Source organism: Rothia sp. HMSC065C03 (genome assembly GCF_001837295.1).
Classification (GTDB): domain Bacteria; phylum Actinomycetota; class Actinomycetes; order Actinomycetales; family Micrococcaceae; genus Rothia.
Genome location: NZ_KV831978.1, coordinates 629,587 through 644,570, shown reverse-complemented (window position 1 = coordinate 644,570; position 14,984 = coordinate 629,587). Strand labels below are relative to the sequence as shown.

Sequence of the window (14,984 nt, the reverse complement as noted above, 5' to 3'; positions counted from 1 at the left end):
AGGGTGCGGGGGCTTTCTGCTATGCGGGCTAGTTAGACCCGTCGGGGCTACATGCCTGTCGGGACTACTTAGCGGCAACGTTACTTAGATGCAGATGCCTTCAGACGCTCAGCAGCCTTCGCCACCGCCTCATCGGAGGCGGTCAGGGCAATACGCACGTAGCCTTCGCCGTCCTCGCCGTAGAACACGCCGGGGCCAGCAATAATACCCAGCTCCGCCAGGCGACCAATGGAATCCCAGGTGGACTCACCGAAAGTGGTCCACAGGTACAGGCCAGCCTCAGAATTCTCGATGCGGCCACCGGCGGCGGCAATCGCCTCCTGCAGTACCTCGCGGCGGGCACGGTACAGGTCCTTCTGCGCCGCCACGTGCGCCTCATCAGCCAGCGCCACCATCATGGCGGCCTGCACCGGGGCGGGCACAATCATGCCGGCGTGCTTACGGCTATTAATCAGGTTCGGCATCAGCTCGGGGGCGCCGGCAATGAACGCGGCACGGTAACCGGCGAGGTTCGACTGCTTCGACAGCGAATACACGGCAAACAGGCCGGTGAAGTCGCCGTCACACACGCGAGGATCCAGGATGGACGGCACCGGCTGGCCGCCGCGCGCCTCATCCCAGGCGCCCCAACCGAGCTCCGCGTAGCACTCGTCAGATGCCACCACGGCACCGATTTCACGCGCCTGCGCCACAACCTCACGCAGCTGCTCCACGGTACGCACCACACCGTTCGGGTTCGCCGGGGAGTTCACCCAAATCAGCTTCACGCGGCTACGGGTATCAGCGTCCAGCTCGTCCAGGCTGTCGGCAGGCACGGACTCGGCGCGGGCAAAGCGGGCACCCATATCGTAGGTGGGGTACGCAACGCGCGGGTACACGACCACATCGCCCGGGCCCAGACCCAGCAGGAACGGCAGCCACGCCACGAGCTCCTTCGAACCGACCGTGGGCATGATCGCCTCCGGACTCAGACCAGTCACACCGCGGCGGCGCGCAAACCACTCGGCAATAGCCTCACGCAGGGCGGGGGTGCCGTGGGTGGTCGGGTAGCCGGGTGCGTCGGAGGCAGCCGCCAGCGCCTCACGAATGTTCTGCGGGGTCGGGTCGACCGGGGTGCCGATGGACAGGTCCACCGGACCGTCCGGGTGGGCGGCCGCGGTTGCGCGGTAGGGGGCGAGCGCCTCCCAGGGGTATTCGGGCAGGTTCAGGCCGTAAGTCATTGTGTCACCTGGTTGCTTGGGAATAGTTTTTGTCATTTTAGTCTAGCGTCCGTGCGCTGGCGTGCCTACAGCAAGAGCCTCCATTCCAGCGCCTAGACGGTGCGTGGGCACCGAGTGCTGTGATGGAGGCTCTTGGCACCCGTTAGCGGGTGCGGTCAGTCTATGCGGTTGTCGCTATTATTCGCCGCAGGGATTACTCGCCACGAGGGGGCAGCGCCGCGATGAAGGGCACGTCCTTGCCGGTGGGGCCGAGCTTTGCTGCGCCACCGGGGGAACCCAGGTCGTCGAAGAAGTCTGCGTTGGCGCTGACGTATTCGGTCCACTCTTCGGGGACGTCGTCTTCGTAGTAGATTGCTTCTACGGGGCAGACGGGCTCGCAGGCGCCGCAGTCCACGCACTCATCCGGGTGGATGTACAGGGTGCGTTCGCCTTCGTAGATGCAGTCGACGGGGCATTCTTCAACGCATGCGCGGTCTTTGACATCCACGCAGGGAAGCGCGATTACGTAGGTCATTGGTGTGCCTTTCTAGAAGCTGTTCGCCCCGTGCCCGCCGTTCTGCGGGTCGTCTGCTGCAGGGCAAAATCTACAGAGTAAACCGCCGAGTGGTTGGTACCCGGCGGGGAAGTCTGTGTATAGTCTATCGCGCGCTGACTGTTTAACAGTATTTTCGTGGCGTAGCATACAGCGAACGTTTGGCTTTGCGGGGGTATTTTTTAGGCTAGCCTGCCCTGGTATTTTTTTGCGTTATAGCTAGTCGGTACGCTTTTAAAAATACCTTGAGCAAAAAATGAAATCTTCATCACATTAAATTTTTGATGAAGTCAATACTTTTTCCCACGCATGAAATTCATCGAATAACGCATAAATTTTCTTCCCTATTTTCCGCTATCCGGCGGGTACAGAAGATAGCAGCGGTGCAGCACCAAATCAGCAGGAGGGGCGCCCCGGCTAACCGGAACGCCCCTCCCCCACGTTATAACTGAGCAGTAACCTTCAGACTACTTCTTAGCGCGCGCACGCTGATGCGCCGCACGCGGCGAGAAATACTGCGCGTCCTTCACACGAGCGCGCGTGTACACGAGCATGCCCAGCATCGCCGCAACCGGGGCACCAAACCACCACAGGGCACCGTAGAAGCCAATCGCCGAATGGCCCGGGTTCACCAAAACAAACGGCGAATCGGGGCGACCGTAACCGAGCACGTACACGGTCACGAACACTGCAACAGCCACGACCGCCGCCGCGTAGCCGCGACGCAGCGACAGGGCGCACCACAGGGCGGTAAAGAAAACCGTCAGGTACGCCACCAGCAAGCCGAGGGGCAGGGCGGTATCACCCGCATACACGACCCAGGCGTGGTAAATCGACCCGGCAATACCGGCAAAAATACCCAGAATTGAGCCAGTCAGAACACCGGCAACCAGGCCCGCCTCTTGCGGCTTCGGGTGTACGGTCGCGGTCGGGTCACCGTCAAGCACACGGAAAGTCTCCACGGCAGAAATCTTCTGCGGCACCTTATTCGAGTACTCAAAAGTCTTCTCGTCCACCACCGTAATCTGGGTGCGGTGCGCCTCCATTGCCTTGCGCTTGGCGGTGCCGTCACCATAAATAGCAGCCTGCAGACGCTGATCCGCCGCGTCGAATTCGCCCTCAATACCCCAGGTAAGAATCGGGCGGTCCTCGTCATCTTCAAGGATCTGCAGGGCACGGTGCACGATCTCGTACACGCGCACGTGGTCGGGGTGGCCGTAACCGCCGTCCGAATCGTAGGTGACCAGAACATCCGGGGTGAGGGCGCGGATAGCGGCGACCAGCGCCTGAGCCTGCGGTTCCAGCGGCTGCGCGGTCAACGAATCCTCCGCCGCCACCGGGTTAGCGACGGGCTTACCCTCCGGGCCCCACGCCATGCCGGAGTCACGGTACAGCGGCAGCGCGCCCTCCGCAACGGCGGGTTCCTGCCCCAGGAAGAACTGCTTCTTCACGCCCAGCGCTTTGATAGCGCCGGCAAGCTCACCGGTACGGTACTCGCCCAGCGCCTCACCGTTATCGCGGCAACCGGGCTTACCAACCTCCAGGTGGTGCAGTTCCTCGGGGATGACCTCGCCCAGCTCACCGCGGGTAGCGGTCAGCAGGTACACCTCCGCGCCCTTCTGCGCGTAGTACGCCATGGTTGCGCCGGTTGAGGAGGTCTCATCATCCGGGTGTGCATGCACAAACAGGATGCGCGCCTTCTTCGCATCGTAATTATTCGGCAGCAGGTCACGGCGCGAGCCGGGGGCGATGCGCTCACCCTGCGTGGGGTAGCTGGGGGTCGCAGAATCAGGCTGAGTGTTCTCGGAATCAGACACAGGCTTTCCCTCTCATACGCAGGGTCGGGCTTTTCGGACAGTCAACAGCGCCGTGCGGGGTGGCGGGTAGGTGCCACCGCCTCGGGCGCATTATTTTATCTTACACACTCACCCGCACGGTGCGGGGCGTTCAGGCTTTTCGGAGGCGGTTTTAGGCAGAAAGCAAAAGCACACTCCCTCCCCTACCCCACCGATATTTCCCGAAGACGTTCGAGGGTTAAATAGAACCGCCGCCACCTTCCATACAGAAGGTAGCGGCGGCTCTATGCGACAGTTACAACCACTAGGAAGTAACTTCGGCAGTATTAGTCGTTCGCACGTGCGCGGCGGCGGAACTCGCGGACACGCTCGTTGGAATCCAGGATGACCTTACGGATACGAATCGCCTCGGGGGTCACCTCAACGCACTCGTCTTCACGAGCGAACTCGAGGCACTCTTCCAGGGTCAGCTTCTTCGGCGGGGTCAGGTTTTCGAAGTTGTCCGCGGTCGAAGAACGCATGTTGGTCAGCTTCTTTTCCTTGGTGATGTTAACTTCCATGTCGTCTGCACGGGAGTTCATACCAACGATCATGCCCTCGTACACCTCGGAGGTGGGCTCCACGAAGAAGGTGCCGCGCTCCTGCAGGTTAATCATCGCGTAGGGGGTCACCACGCCGGCACGGTCAGCAATCAGCGAACCGTTGGTGCGGTACTCAATGTCGCCAGCCCAGGGCTCGTGCTCAATCGAGTAGGAGGAAGAAATACCGGCACCGCGGGTCTCAGTCAGGAACTGGGTACGGAAACCAATCAGACCACGTGCGGGAACAGCGAACTCCATGCGGACCCAACCGGTACCGTGGTTCGCCATGTTCTCCATGCGGCCCTTACGTGCAGCCATCAGCTGGGTAACAGCACCCAGGTACTCCTCGGGCACGTCAATGATCATGTGCTCCATGGGCTCGTAGACCTTGCCGTCGATGGTCTTGGTAACCACCTGGGGCTTACCCACGGTCAGCTCGAAGCCCTCACGGCGCATCTGCTCCACGAGGATAGCCAGGGCGAGCTCGCCACGGCCCTGAACTTCCCATGCGTCCGGACGCTGGGTGGGCAGAACCTTGATGGACACGTTACCGATGAGCTCGCGGTCCAGGCGGTCCTTCACCTGACGTGCGGTGACCTTTGCGCCCTTGACGCGGCCAGCCAGCGGGGAGGTGTTAATACCGATGGTCATGGAGATCGCGGGGTCGTCCACCTTGATCAGCGGCAGGGGCTTGGGGTTCTCAGCGTCGGTCAGGGTTTCACCAATGGTGATGTCCTCGATACCAGCCACTGCGACGATTTCGCCGGGGCCAGCGGACTCTGCGGGAACGCGCTCGAGAGCCTTGGTAGCCAGCAGCTCGGAGATACGGACATTCTTGATCTCACCGTCGTGGCGTGCCCACGCAACGGTCTGGCCCTTCTTCAGGGTGCCGTTGAAGATACGGACCAGTGCCAGACGACCCAGGAACGGGGAGGAGTCCAGGTTGGTCACGTGTGCCTGCAGAACCTCGTTGGGGTCGTAGGTGGGAGCGGGCACGTGCTCGATGATGGTCTTGAACAGCGGCTCAAGGTCGTCGTTGTCGGGCAGCTGGCCGTCTGCGGGCTGGTTCAGGGACGCAGCGCCAGCCTTACCGGATGCGTACACCACCGGAACGTTCAGCACAGCATCCAGGTCCAGGTCCGGGACCTCGTCCGCCAGGTCGGATGCCAGGCCCAGCAGCAGGTCCATGGACTCGCCAACGACCTCGTCGATGCGGGAGTCGGGGCGGTCCACCTTGTTGACCACGAGGATCACGGGCAGCTTAGCAGCCAGTGCCTTACGCAGCACGAAGCGGGTCTGGGGCAGCGGGCCTTCGGATGCGTCCACGAGCAGCACAACGCCGTCAACCATGGACAGGCCGCGCTCCACCTCGCCACCGAAGTCGGCGTGGCCGGGGGTGTCAATAACGTTAATGGTGATGGTCTCACCGTTGGCGGAAGGGCCGTTGTAGAACACGGTGGTGTTCTTCGCCAGAATGGTGATGCCCTTTTCCTTTTCGAGGTCGCCGGAGTCCATGACTCGGTCTTCAACATCTGCGTGGGCAGAGAAGGCGTGGGTCTGCTGCAGCATCGCGTCGACGATGGTGGTCTTGCCGTGGTCAACGTGTGCCACGATGGCCACATTGCGAAGGTCGGGGCGCGAAGCGGTGTTTTCAGACATGCGTTAAGTTTCTCGCTTAAATCTAGGGGATAGTCTTGCCAGCGGGTGCGCTCTAGAGGCGCGGGGGTCACGGGGCCGTACCTTATTTTTCAGGTATTTGCCGGTTCGAACGTTTGCTCCTGGAGCCGCTCTGCAATGAGAGCGTTTCCGGGCACGCCAAAACGGACCCCCCTCCGTTGGGCTTAGCTACCAGTGTATCACTAGGGCTTTTCTGCGAGCCACTCATCAAGCATGCGGCGGGCGACAGCATTCGTGCCGGGCAGCTCCAGCTTGGCGGGGTCATCCTCGGCGCTGTTGCCGCGCTCCTCCGAAATGGCAATCGCCTCACGCAGCTCCGCGGCGGTGAACCAGCGCGCCGCACGAATCTCACCGTCGTGGTGGATGATAGGTTCGTTCTCATCCACGCGCGCCCGGTAGCAAATCATGAGCGAGCGCGGGAAAGGCCACACATCACTCATACGGTACTCGGTGCTGAGGGTGTGCAGGCCGGTCTCTTCGTAGACTTCGCGGGTAATCGCCTCTTCGAGGTTTTCACCCGGATCAACGAATCCGGCGATGAGGGCAAAACGGTTGGGGTGCCACTGGCGGTTATTCGCCAGCAGCACGCGCTCGCCGTCGCGGCTGGTCACCAGCGCCATCACGGCGGGTTCAATGCGGGGGAACACCATCTCGCCGGAGGCGGTGCGGCGGATGCCCTTCGAGCCGAGGGGCGCCTCCTCACCGCTGTATGCGGAGTAGCGCATGTCGATGAGGTAGTCGCGGCGTGCCAGGGCGGTGGCGTAGTGGGCGCGGCCTTCCGGGTCGTCGTGGACCGGGTAGTAGCGGAAACCACTGGCGGAGGCGCGCACCCGAGAGTTGTTCAGGTCGGCGGCGACTTGCGCGAGGGTTTTGTCCTCGCAATAGAGCACGTGCACCTGCGCCCCGTTCTTCTCTGCCTCACTGTTCTTCTCCGCATCTGCGCCATAGGCGGCGGGGCGAATCACGCTGCGCGCCAGGATAGCGTCCTCGGCCAGCGGCTCGGCAGCATTGCTACCGGTCAGGTAGTGCAGGGTTCCGTCGTCGTTGAGGAGGGTCTCTCCCGCGCGGGAGATGAGCAGGTAGCGCAACGCGCGAGTGCCAGTGGGCGTGTGAGCATCAGCGGGTGCGTGTTCAGGTGAAGAAGTCATAGGTTTTACTCTACTCCGCTCGTGCTCCTTCGTTGCGCGGCTGTAGCTCACGTTCGCATGACAAAAAGCAAAAACCAGCGTTTCCTTCCCGACCAGCGTTCCTTTCCCGACCCACGTTCCAGAAAGACCTCAGGGCACAGCAAAGCCCCCTCCCACACACGGTGGAAGGGGGCACTGCACTCTTCACAATCTTATCAGGTGCGTTACTTTGCGGTGGTTCCCTTCGGGTCCCAACCAGCGGCAAGGGCACGCTCGTAGATAATATCGGTCAGGGTTGCCTCGTAGACATTCGTCAGGTGGTTCGAGTCGGCGTACATGTACACGTTGCCCTGCAGGACCGAGCACTTGCCGTCGGGGCAATACACATCCTTCAGATCGATCTGGTAGGCACCGCGGTCAGCGTACTTGGCGAAAATCGGGGCGGCAGGGTCCTCACCGTACTTTGCTTCGATGGGCTCTGCACAGTCATCGATGTTCTTCGCCTTCATTGCGCACATGTACATGTCGGAGGCAAAACGCGGGTTATCGCGAATGCCAATGACCTGAATACCTGCGTCAGTAAGCTTGCGCAAGGTCTCGTCCAGACCGGGGTCTACGGTTTCGCCCTCAGCAGTTGTTGCGGTGGTGGTCGAAATAATAAACACGGTGGTCGGCTTGGCCGTCAGAATTTCAGCGGTCGCGTTCTCAGTGAACGGGATGCAACGCTTCATGAACCCATTCACCGTATTCTCAGGCTGGGTGAAAGGATACGGGCAACCGGTTAGCAGCAGGTTGAGCTGGTTAGCGCCCGCCTGCTTAGAAATACCTTTCAGAGCCTCAGTCTTCTGCAGAGCGTGGGAGCTACCCACGACCGCAAAGAGAGGCGCATCGTCGGAGGCGTTCTTCGTGTAGCCGCAACTGATATCCAGCTGTTCATGAGTCAGAGCATAGGAACCCTTACAACCGGTATCCCAGGGGACGAATAGACTAGCAATAGTAGCGTTCTTCGGGATGGGGTCAGCTTCAACGAGCTCCTTATCGGGCGAGAGTGCACGGGCACCGGGGTAGGTGTCAGCGTCGTTCTGAACGCTGACCATGGCATTGTTAATAACCTGCGCGTCACGCTGCTCAGCCAGCGCGCGGGTACCGAGCACGGTCGGTGCAACCAGCGCCAGGATTGCCGCAACGAACGCGATGTTACCTGCCCACGCCGCGTAGGAGGTCACGGGGCGCTTGAACTTCAGCTTGGAGGCGAGTGCCGGTAGGAAGTTATCGGATGCCGAGCGCAGGGGCTTCTCCACGAAGCGGTTCAGAACCCACGCCAGGCCAATCGATGCAGCGATCAGTACGGTGCCTTCGAGGAAGGAGACGCGCGGCTTACCCACGGCGGCGCTGTACAGCACGAGCATGGGCCAGTGCACCAGGTACAGGGCGTAGGAAATGTTGCCCAGGTTCAGCAGCGGCTTGGACACCAGCAGGCGGTCAATCGCGAACTTGTGGTCGGTGCGGCCGGCAATAATGACCAGTGCGCCGGAGAGAATCGGCCACAGTGCGAGGAAGCCGGGGAACGCCTTCTCAACAGGCAGCACGGCGCCGCAGGTAATCAGGCCGATGGTACCGATCCAGCCCATGACCACGCGGATGCCCACGTGCGCGGGTTTCCACTTGAGGGTCATGATGGCGAGCAGGGTGCCGACCGCGAACTCCCAGAGGCGGGTGCGGGTGTCAAAGTATGCGTATGCCGCGAAGTTCTTGGTTTCCCAGACGGAGAACGCGAAGGATGCGCAGAAGACTAGGCCGAAGACCAGCACGGCGGCGGGTACCGGCTTGATGCGGACCTTCTTCACCAGCAGTGCGGTAATGGCAAAGAGTACCGGCCAGAGCAGGAAAATCTGGCCCTGAATGGACAGGGACCAGAAGTGCAGGAAGGGCGACTTGCCGCCGGTGTTAGAGGCGAAGTAGTTCACCGAGTTATTCGCCAGGTTCCAGTTCTGCCAGTAGAACAGGGACGCCTGCGCGTCCACGGCACGTGCGCTCCAGATGGTCGGCGAGAGCACCAGGAAGCTACCGGCGAGGGTCAGCAGAATCACGACCGACGCTGCGGGCAGCAGACGGGTGAACACGTGGGTCCAGTAGTTCAGGAGCTTGAGGGGCTTACCCTCATTGATTTTCCGCATGAAGGAGAGCGAGAGCAGGAATGCGGAGATGAACAGGAAGACGTCCACACCGCCGGAGACCTTGCCCACCCACACGTGGTAGATCACGACGAGCAGCACTGCGAATGCGCGTAGACCCTGGATTTCGGGGCGGAAGCCGCGGGTTTCCAGGAAAGACTCGTAGGGAGGATTCGTATTGTTTTTAGGCACACGAATCCCCTGGAAGAGGTTAAAAGCCATGTTTAGTTGTCCTGAGTGTTGTGTGCTTGAGAGATTGGTATGAGTCTTCAGCCCCAAAGGTCGTACCGGGCGGAAGAATCTCATAGGGATGTCTGGGCGCGGGGTGAGGTGGCAGTCCTCGAGGTGTTTCTGCACTCCAGACAGTATTCCGACTAGTCTAACGTTTTTTAAAGCTGAACTTCAAGGTTTGCGGGATTTATCCTATTCCCTGTGCGATTCATTCACTCTCTCGAGGGATGCACGCCCGACAAGGCACGTTACCCTCTTCGTTTTCTTCGATTTACCCGCCCCGGTTCTGCGCTGCGCACAGCAGTGCCGGGTTTCGATTTTTTCGCCGTATCGTTCCATATCACCCCAGAAAGAGGTGACATAGGCACCCGAAAATAAGAGAATGGAAACATGACTACTTCTATTGACCCCACGACCACCTCCGCGTGGTCCGCTCTGTCCGCTCATCACAAATCCCTCACCCCGAACCTGCGCGAATGGTTTGCCGCTGACCCGGAACGCGCGCAGAAGTTCAGCTTCACCGCCGACGAACTGCACGTCGACCTGTCCAAGAACCTGATTACCTCCGAAACCGTTGAGCTGCTGCTCAAGCTCGCTGAAGAGGTCAAGCTGGAGCAGGCTCGCGAGGCAATGTTCTCTGGCGAGCATATTAACGTCACCGAGGACCGCGCCGTACTGCACACCGCACTGCGCCGCCCCGAGGGCTACACCCCCGCGCTGACCGTTGACGGCCAGGACGTAGACGCAGACGTTCACGCCGTGCTGAAGAAGATCTACGCTTTCGCTGAGCGCGTGCGCAACGGCGAGTGGACCGGCATCACCGGCAAGCGCATCGAGACCGTTGTGAACATCGGTATCGGTGGCTCCGACCTTGGCCCGGTCATGGTGTACGAGGCTCTCAAGCCCTACGCTGATGCAGGCATCACCGCACGCTTCATCTCCAACATTGACCCCACCGACGTGGCTGAGAAGGTCTCCGGCCTGGACCCCGAGACCACCCTGTTCATCGTCGCATCCAAGACTTTCGGCACCCTCGAAACCCTCACCAACGCACGCGTGGCACGCGAGTGGCTGCTGTCCGCACTGGCTGAGGCTGGCGCTCTGGAAGGCAAGGAAGCATCCGAGGCTGTGGCTAAGCACTTCGTGGCTGTCTCCACCGCACTGGACAAGGTTGCAGCATTCGGCATTGACCCCGAGAACGCTTTCGGCTTCTGGGACTGGGTTGGCGGCCGCTACTCCGTAGACTCCGCTATCGGCACCTCCCTGGCTATCGTGTTCGGCCCGAAGGTTTTCGCTGAATTCCTCGCCGGCTTCCACGCAATGGATGAGCACTTCCGCACCGCTCCCCTGGCTCAGAACGTGCCCGTTCTGATGGGTCTGCTGAACATCTGGAACGTGAACTTCCTCGGCGCAGAGACCCACGCGGTTCTGCCCTACGACCAGTACCTGCACCGCTTCCCCGCATACCTGCAGCAGCTGACCATGGAGTCCAACGGCAAGTCCGTTCGCGCGGACGGCTCCTTCGTCACCTACGACACCGGTGAGGTCTTCTGGGGTGAGCCCGGCACCAACGGCCAGCACGCTTTCTACCAGCTGATCCACCAGGGTACCCGCCTGATTCCCGCGGACTTCCTGGCATTCGCTAACCCGGTCCACCCGACCAAGGACGGCGAGCAGGACGTTCACGAGCTGTTCCTGGCTAACTTCTTCGCACAGTCTCAGGCTCTCGCTTTCGGTAAGACCGAGGAAGAGGTTCGCGCAGAGGGCACCGCAGAGCACGTGGTCAACGCACGTATCTTCAGCGGTAACCGCCCCTCCACCTCCATCATGGCGCCGCGCCTGACCCCGCGCGTTCTGGGCTCCCTGATTGCCCTGTACGAGCACATCACCTTCGTTCAGGGTGTTGTTTGGGGCATTGACTCCTTCGACCAGTGGGGCGTTGAGCTCGGCAAGAAGCTGGCTCTGGACCTGGTTCCCGCTATTGAGGGTGACCGTGAGGTTCTGGCTCGTCAGGATTCTTCGACCGCTTCGCTGATTGACTACTACCTGAAGAACCGCACCAAGTAGTAGCTCAAACATAGCCCCGAGGGTTTTATGACCTGCGGGTATAGGATGCACAAACCGCCGGATAGGCTCCCAGTTAGGGAGGCTATCCGGCGGTTTTGTTATATGGGTTCTAGCTACGCCCAGTGTTGCTAGTTCACGGCGGGCAGGGTGTCGGAGGCAACCTCAGCGATAATGCGCACCACGGTGGATTCGGGCAGCTGCGGGATGCCCTGCTCGTCACGCACCACGCCACCGGCGTCACGGTGGGCGGTCATGCCGGTGCCTTCGGTGGCCTCTTCGCCATCGGCGCAGGTTGCAGGCACGTGCACGAATCCGGCGGGGATGCTCAACCCCAGTTCACGGCTGATGCGCTGGCCCTCGTAGAACACGTGGTTGCACACGTAGGTTCCGGCGGTGTACGAAATCTCGACCGGCTCCCCCGCCGCACGCAGACGCTCAAAGCTGGCGCGCACCGGCAGGGAGGAGAAGTACGCCTCCTGACCGCCAGGGGCGATCGGCTCATCGCAGCGCTGGTCGCCGTCGTTATCTTCAATACCGGCGGAGTCCAGGTTGATAGCGACCTGTTCGAGGCTGACCACGTCGCGGCCAACCGCCACGCCCAGGCTGATGAGCGCATCGGGCTGCACATCCTGCAGTGCGGTGCGCAGGGCGGTGCTGGAACCGTCGTAGCTAACGGGCAGCTCGCGGGTGATGACATTCAAATCCGGGCGCATCCGGGTCAGCAGACGCTGAGCGCCTTCGGCGAGCGCTACGGTGGGGTTCACGGGTACGCCGGGGAACGGGCCGAAGAAGGTCAGCAGCAGAGTGCGTGCCTGCGTAGGGTCGGTGGTCATAGTCAATCTAGCTTTCTGCGTTAGTTTTATTCAGCAGCGTTCTTTTCAGCACCGTTCTTTTCGGCGGCGCGGCGCTCCAGGTCCTTGGCGAGCGCCTCCAGTAGCTCTTCGGGGGTGGTGGCGATGATGAGCTCGTCCAGGTAGCGTTCGTTGAGCAGGCCGGTGGACGCCATGTAGTGCATCGCGTCGATGAGCTTGTCCCAGTAGCCGTTGACGTTCAGCAGGGCGACCGGTTTGGAGTGAATATCGAGGAACTGCCAGCTGAAAACTTCAAAGAACTCTTCGAGAGTGCCGGGGCCGCCGGGCATGGCGACGAACGCGTCAGCCTTGTCGATCATGGCGATTTTGCGCTGGTGCATGGTGTCCACAATGTCGAGGGTGGTCTGGCCGGGGTACACGCCCTCCAGGCCGACCAGCTTGTGGGTGACCACGCCGTAGACCACGCCGCCGGCGTCCAGGGTTGCGCCCGCGACGGTGCCCATGAGGCCGGTGCGGCCACCTCCGTACACCACGCCAATATTGTTCTGGGCGCAGAGGGTGCCGAGCTCCTGGGCGCGGGTGGTGAAGAGCGGGTCGTTGCCGGAGCGTGCACCGCAGTAGACGGCGAGGTTGTAGTCAGTCTTCTTCATGGTTCTCCTTGGGGTGTATGGGGGTTTCCGGGGTGGAGCGCCTCTATGCGTTCTACCCGCGATAAATGTTGCTGTGTTGAGGGTACCGGATGCACCTGTGTACCTCATGTGTGCCGCCCGCCGGTTCAGGGGGCGCGTCAGGGGCGGTGGTTACAGTAGCGGGGTGCGTGCCAGTAGCGGGAAGATCTGCTCGGTATTCAGCGGTGCCTGCGATGCAGAATCGGAGGGGCAGCTCATGGCGGGGTCAACCCAGCGCAGTTCAGCGATTTCGGCTTGCGGCACCAGAGAAGCCAATAGCTCGTGTTGTTCGTCGGTGGGTGCGTATTCGTAGGTTTCGGCGCGTACCGTAAAGCCTGCCTCGTTCAGTGCCGCCGCCTCCAGGAGTCCGCGGTGGTGCATCCGGGTGGGGTCGGGGGTGAGCCCGATTTCTTCGTTCACTTCGCGGCAGGCGGTCTGTAGCGGGGTCTCCCCCGGTTCGGGTTTGCCGCCGGGCATCATGAACCCGTCGCTGCCCTGCTTGCGCACGGTGAGTACGAGTCCGTCCCGGTTGCGGATTGCTACAGCGCACACGTTCACGACGCGGTGCGCGCTGTCGATGGCGCTGTGTTCAGTAGCGCTGTACTCAGTAGCGTTGGGTTCGGCGGGCGGGGCGGGCGGGGCTACTTCTACTCGGTTCTGCGGGTTCTTCTGCGTGGGCATCTTTCTACCCTAGCATTTCTGTATCCTCCACCCGGCGCTGTGCGTGTTTGTCTTATTCATCCGCCCTATTGTGTGCCCTGCGGGTAGTGGTTTTACGTAATATTTCGGCGAGTTATCTTATGTCCGGTTCATGCGTTTAGGTGCGTGTTACGGTGTAATTAACCGCGATGTCGCGGTACCGTATACGCACTCGACTTGGCGCGATACAGGAAGAGTGCGAATCGCTCAATCACCCATGTAGAAGGAACTTCATGATGGCTAACTCTTCTCGTGCCCGCCGCTACGGTAGCGCCAGCGCTTCTGTTCTTCTTGCCGCATCCTTGAGCCTGGGCGCTCTGCCTTCTGTTGCAGCGGCTAATACCCCGAATCCGGATAACCCGCCGGTTATTACGGTCTACAACTACAAGGTTGAGACCAATACCCGTCAGCTGAAGACCGCCCTGCGTCTGAACAAGATTACGTTCAAGGCATCGAAACTGCCCGCGAAAACTACTGCTTTCGCCCCGGCATTGCACGAGGCAAACCATAGGGGTTTCCCGTTTCTGAACCCGATTCAGACGGTGCGCGTTGAGGGCCCGTTCAAGGACGGCACGGCGACTGCGACCCATTACGTTCCGGGTAGCCTGATTGACCCGGCGAAGAACTACAGCTTCGTCGCCAATATCATCGTTGATGGTTACGGTGGCGGTCAGGTTCTGCGCATGGACGTTGTGAAGGATAGCGCCGCACCGGTTCTGCACGTGGATTCGCCGCGTCTGAACACCAAGGGTGAGACTGTGTTGAAGGTGCGCGGTACCGGCTACACCGGTGAGGCGACCCCGCACGGTGTGCGCGTGGTGGTGTCTGATACGAATGTGTGGGTTCCCGGTCGTTTTCCCCAGACGGGTATGCGCTTCGTGGCTGAGGTGACCGTACCTGCTTCGCAGATTCACAACGGTGCTTTTGAGACGGAGGTGAAGGTCCCGGCGGATGTTGCGACGACGCTGAATACCTCTCACAAGTACATTGCGGGCACCATGGCTGCCGGCGTTGAGGGTGCCGAGTACGGTTCGTTTGATGCTCAGAAGCCTCTTGAGCTTTTCGCGCAGGAGCCCGTGGTTTCTGCGGTTCCGACCTATGCTCCGACGGTGGCTCCTCTGCCTGAGGCAACCATTGGTGTAAACCCCACCGACGCTCCCACCGTGGCACCTCTGCCGGAGGCAACCGTTGGCGTGAACCCGACCGACGCACCGACCGTAGCGCCCCTGCCGGAGGCAACCGTGGGCGTGAACCCCACTGACGCACCGACCGTGGCGCCCCTGCCCGAGGCAACCATCGGCGTGAACCCGACCGACGCACCCACCGTAGCACCCCTGCCGGAAGCAACCATTGGTGTAAACCCGACGGACGCGCCCACCGTGGCGCCTCTGCCTGAGGCA

General features: G+C 61.2%; 10 protein-coding genes and 1 pseudogene. 2 read left to right on the top strand and 9 right to left on the bottom strand.

Annotated features, from left to right (window positions below):
* Positions 1-80: 80 nt before the first annotated feature.
* From dapC to HMPREF2605_RS02885, 6 genes are all read right to left on the bottom strand, one after another.
* The gene (gene dapC, locus HMPREF2605_RS02910) at positions 81-1,220 is read right to left on the bottom strand and encodes a succinyldiaminopimelate transaminase (RefSeq protein ID WP_070846860.1); all 1,140 of its coding nucleotides are present in this window, start codon (positions 1,218-1,220) and stop codon (positions 81-83) included.
* Between the two features lie 193 nt (positions 1,221-1,413).
* Positions 1,414-1,734 (bottom strand): ferredoxin, encoded by a 321-nt coding sequence (gene fdxA / locus HMPREF2605_RS02905; RefSeq protein ID WP_049354209.1) that lies wholly within the window; start codon positions 1,732-1,734, stop codon positions 1,414-1,416.
* 485 nt (positions 1,735-2,219) lie between these two features.
* On the bottom strand, positions 2,220-3,569 hold the full coding sequence (locus HMPREF2605_RS02900) for a PIG-L family deacetylase (RefSeq protein WP_070846859.1): 1,350 nt from the start codon (positions 3,567-3,569) through the stop codon (positions 2,220-2,222).
* A gap of 305 nt (positions 3,570-3,874) precedes the next feature.
* Positions 3,875-5,788: a translational GTPase TypA gene (typA, locus tag HMPREF2605_RS02895; RefSeq protein ID WP_049347061.1), complete on the bottom strand. Its 1,914-nt coding sequence runs from the start codon at positions 5,786-5,788 to the stop codon at positions 3,875-3,877.
* A gap of 200 nt (positions 5,789-5,988) precedes the next feature.
* Entirely contained in the window at positions 5,989-6,954 is a 966-nt protein-coding gene (locus HMPREF2605_RS02890) for an NAD(+) diphosphatase (RefSeq protein WP_070846858.1), read from the bottom strand.
* Between the two features lie 203 nt (positions 6,955-7,157).
* Positions 7,158-9,299: an acyltransferase family protein gene (locus tag HMPREF2605_RS02885; RefSeq protein ID WP_246828153.1), complete on the bottom strand. Its 2,142-nt coding sequence runs from the start codon at positions 9,297-9,299 to the stop codon at positions 7,158-7,160.
* Positions 9,300-9,728: 429 nt separating this feature from the next.
* On the opposite strand from HMPREF2605_RS02885, the gene pgi reads away from it, so the two are divergent.
* Positions 9,729-11,405, top strand: a complete 1,677-nt coding sequence (pgi, locus tag HMPREF2605_RS02880; RefSeq protein WP_070846856.1) for a glucose-6-phosphate isomerase — start codon at positions 9,729-9,731, stop codon at positions 11,403-11,405.
* A 128-nt stretch (positions 11,406-11,533) separates the two neighbouring features.
* On the opposite strand, the gene HMPREF2605_RS02875 is transcribed toward pgi, so the two are convergent.
* From HMPREF2605_RS02875 to HMPREF2605_RS02865, 3 genes are all read right to left on the bottom strand, one after another.
* Positions 11,534-12,238, bottom strand: coding sequence for a pyroglutamyl-peptidase I (locus HMPREF2605_RS02875; RefSeq protein WP_070846855.1), 705 nt, complete (start codon positions 12,236-12,238; stop codon positions 11,534-11,536).
* 26 nt (positions 12,239-12,264) lie between these two features.
* Complete coding sequence (locus HMPREF2605_RS02870; protein WP_070846854.1) at positions 12,265-12,867, bottom strand: LOG family protein; 603 nt, start codon at positions 12,865-12,867, stop codon at positions 12,265-12,267.
* Positions 12,868-13,017: 150 nt separating this feature from the next.
* Positions 13,018-13,566, bottom strand: coding sequence for an NUDIX hydrolase (locus HMPREF2605_RS02865; protein ID WP_210401029.1), 549 nt, complete (start codon positions 13,564-13,566; stop codon positions 13,018-13,020).
* Positions 13,567-13,820: 254 nt separating this feature from the next.
* On the opposite strand from HMPREF2605_RS02865, the pseudogene HMPREF2605_RS02860 reads away from it, so the two are divergent.
* A pseudogene (locus tag HMPREF2605_RS02860) lies at positions 13,821-14,984 on the top strand (hypothetical protein); the annotation flags it as partial.

What these genes read in the sequence shown, in the direction of transcription:
- dapC (WP_070846860.1), bottom strand. Translation starts at nt 1,220, where the DNA reads ATGACTTACGGCCTGAACCTGCCCGAATACCCCTGGGAGGCGCTCGCC.
- fdxA (WP_049354209.1), bottom strand. Translation starts at nt 1,734, where the DNA reads ATGACCTACGTAATCGCGCTTCCCTGCGTGGATGTCAAAGACCGCGCA.
- typA (WP_049347061.1), bottom strand. Translation starts at nt 5,788, where the DNA reads ATGTCTGAAAACACCGCTTCGCGCCCCGACCTTCGCAATGTGGCCATC.
- HMPREF2605_RS02890 (WP_070846858.1), bottom strand. Translation starts at nt 6,954, where the DNA reads ATGACTTCTTCACCTGAACACGCACCCGCTGATGCTCACACGCCCACT.
- pgi (WP_070846856.1), top strand. Translation starts at nt 9,729, where the DNA reads ATGACTACTTCTATTGACCCCACGACCACCTCCGCGTGGTCCGCTCTG.
- HMPREF2605_RS02875 (WP_070846855.1), bottom strand. Translation starts at nt 12,238, where the DNA reads ATGACCACCGACCCTACGCAGGCACGCACTCTGCTGCTGACCTTCTTC.
- HMPREF2605_RS02870 (WP_070846854.1), bottom strand. Translation starts at nt 12,867, where the DNA reads ATGAAGAAGACTGACTACAACCTCGCCGTCTACTGCGGTGCACGCTCC.
- HMPREF2605_RS02865 (WP_210401029.1), bottom strand. Translation starts at nt 13,566, where the DNA reads ATGCCCACGCAGAAGAACCCGCAGAACCGAGTAGAAGTAGCCCCGCCC.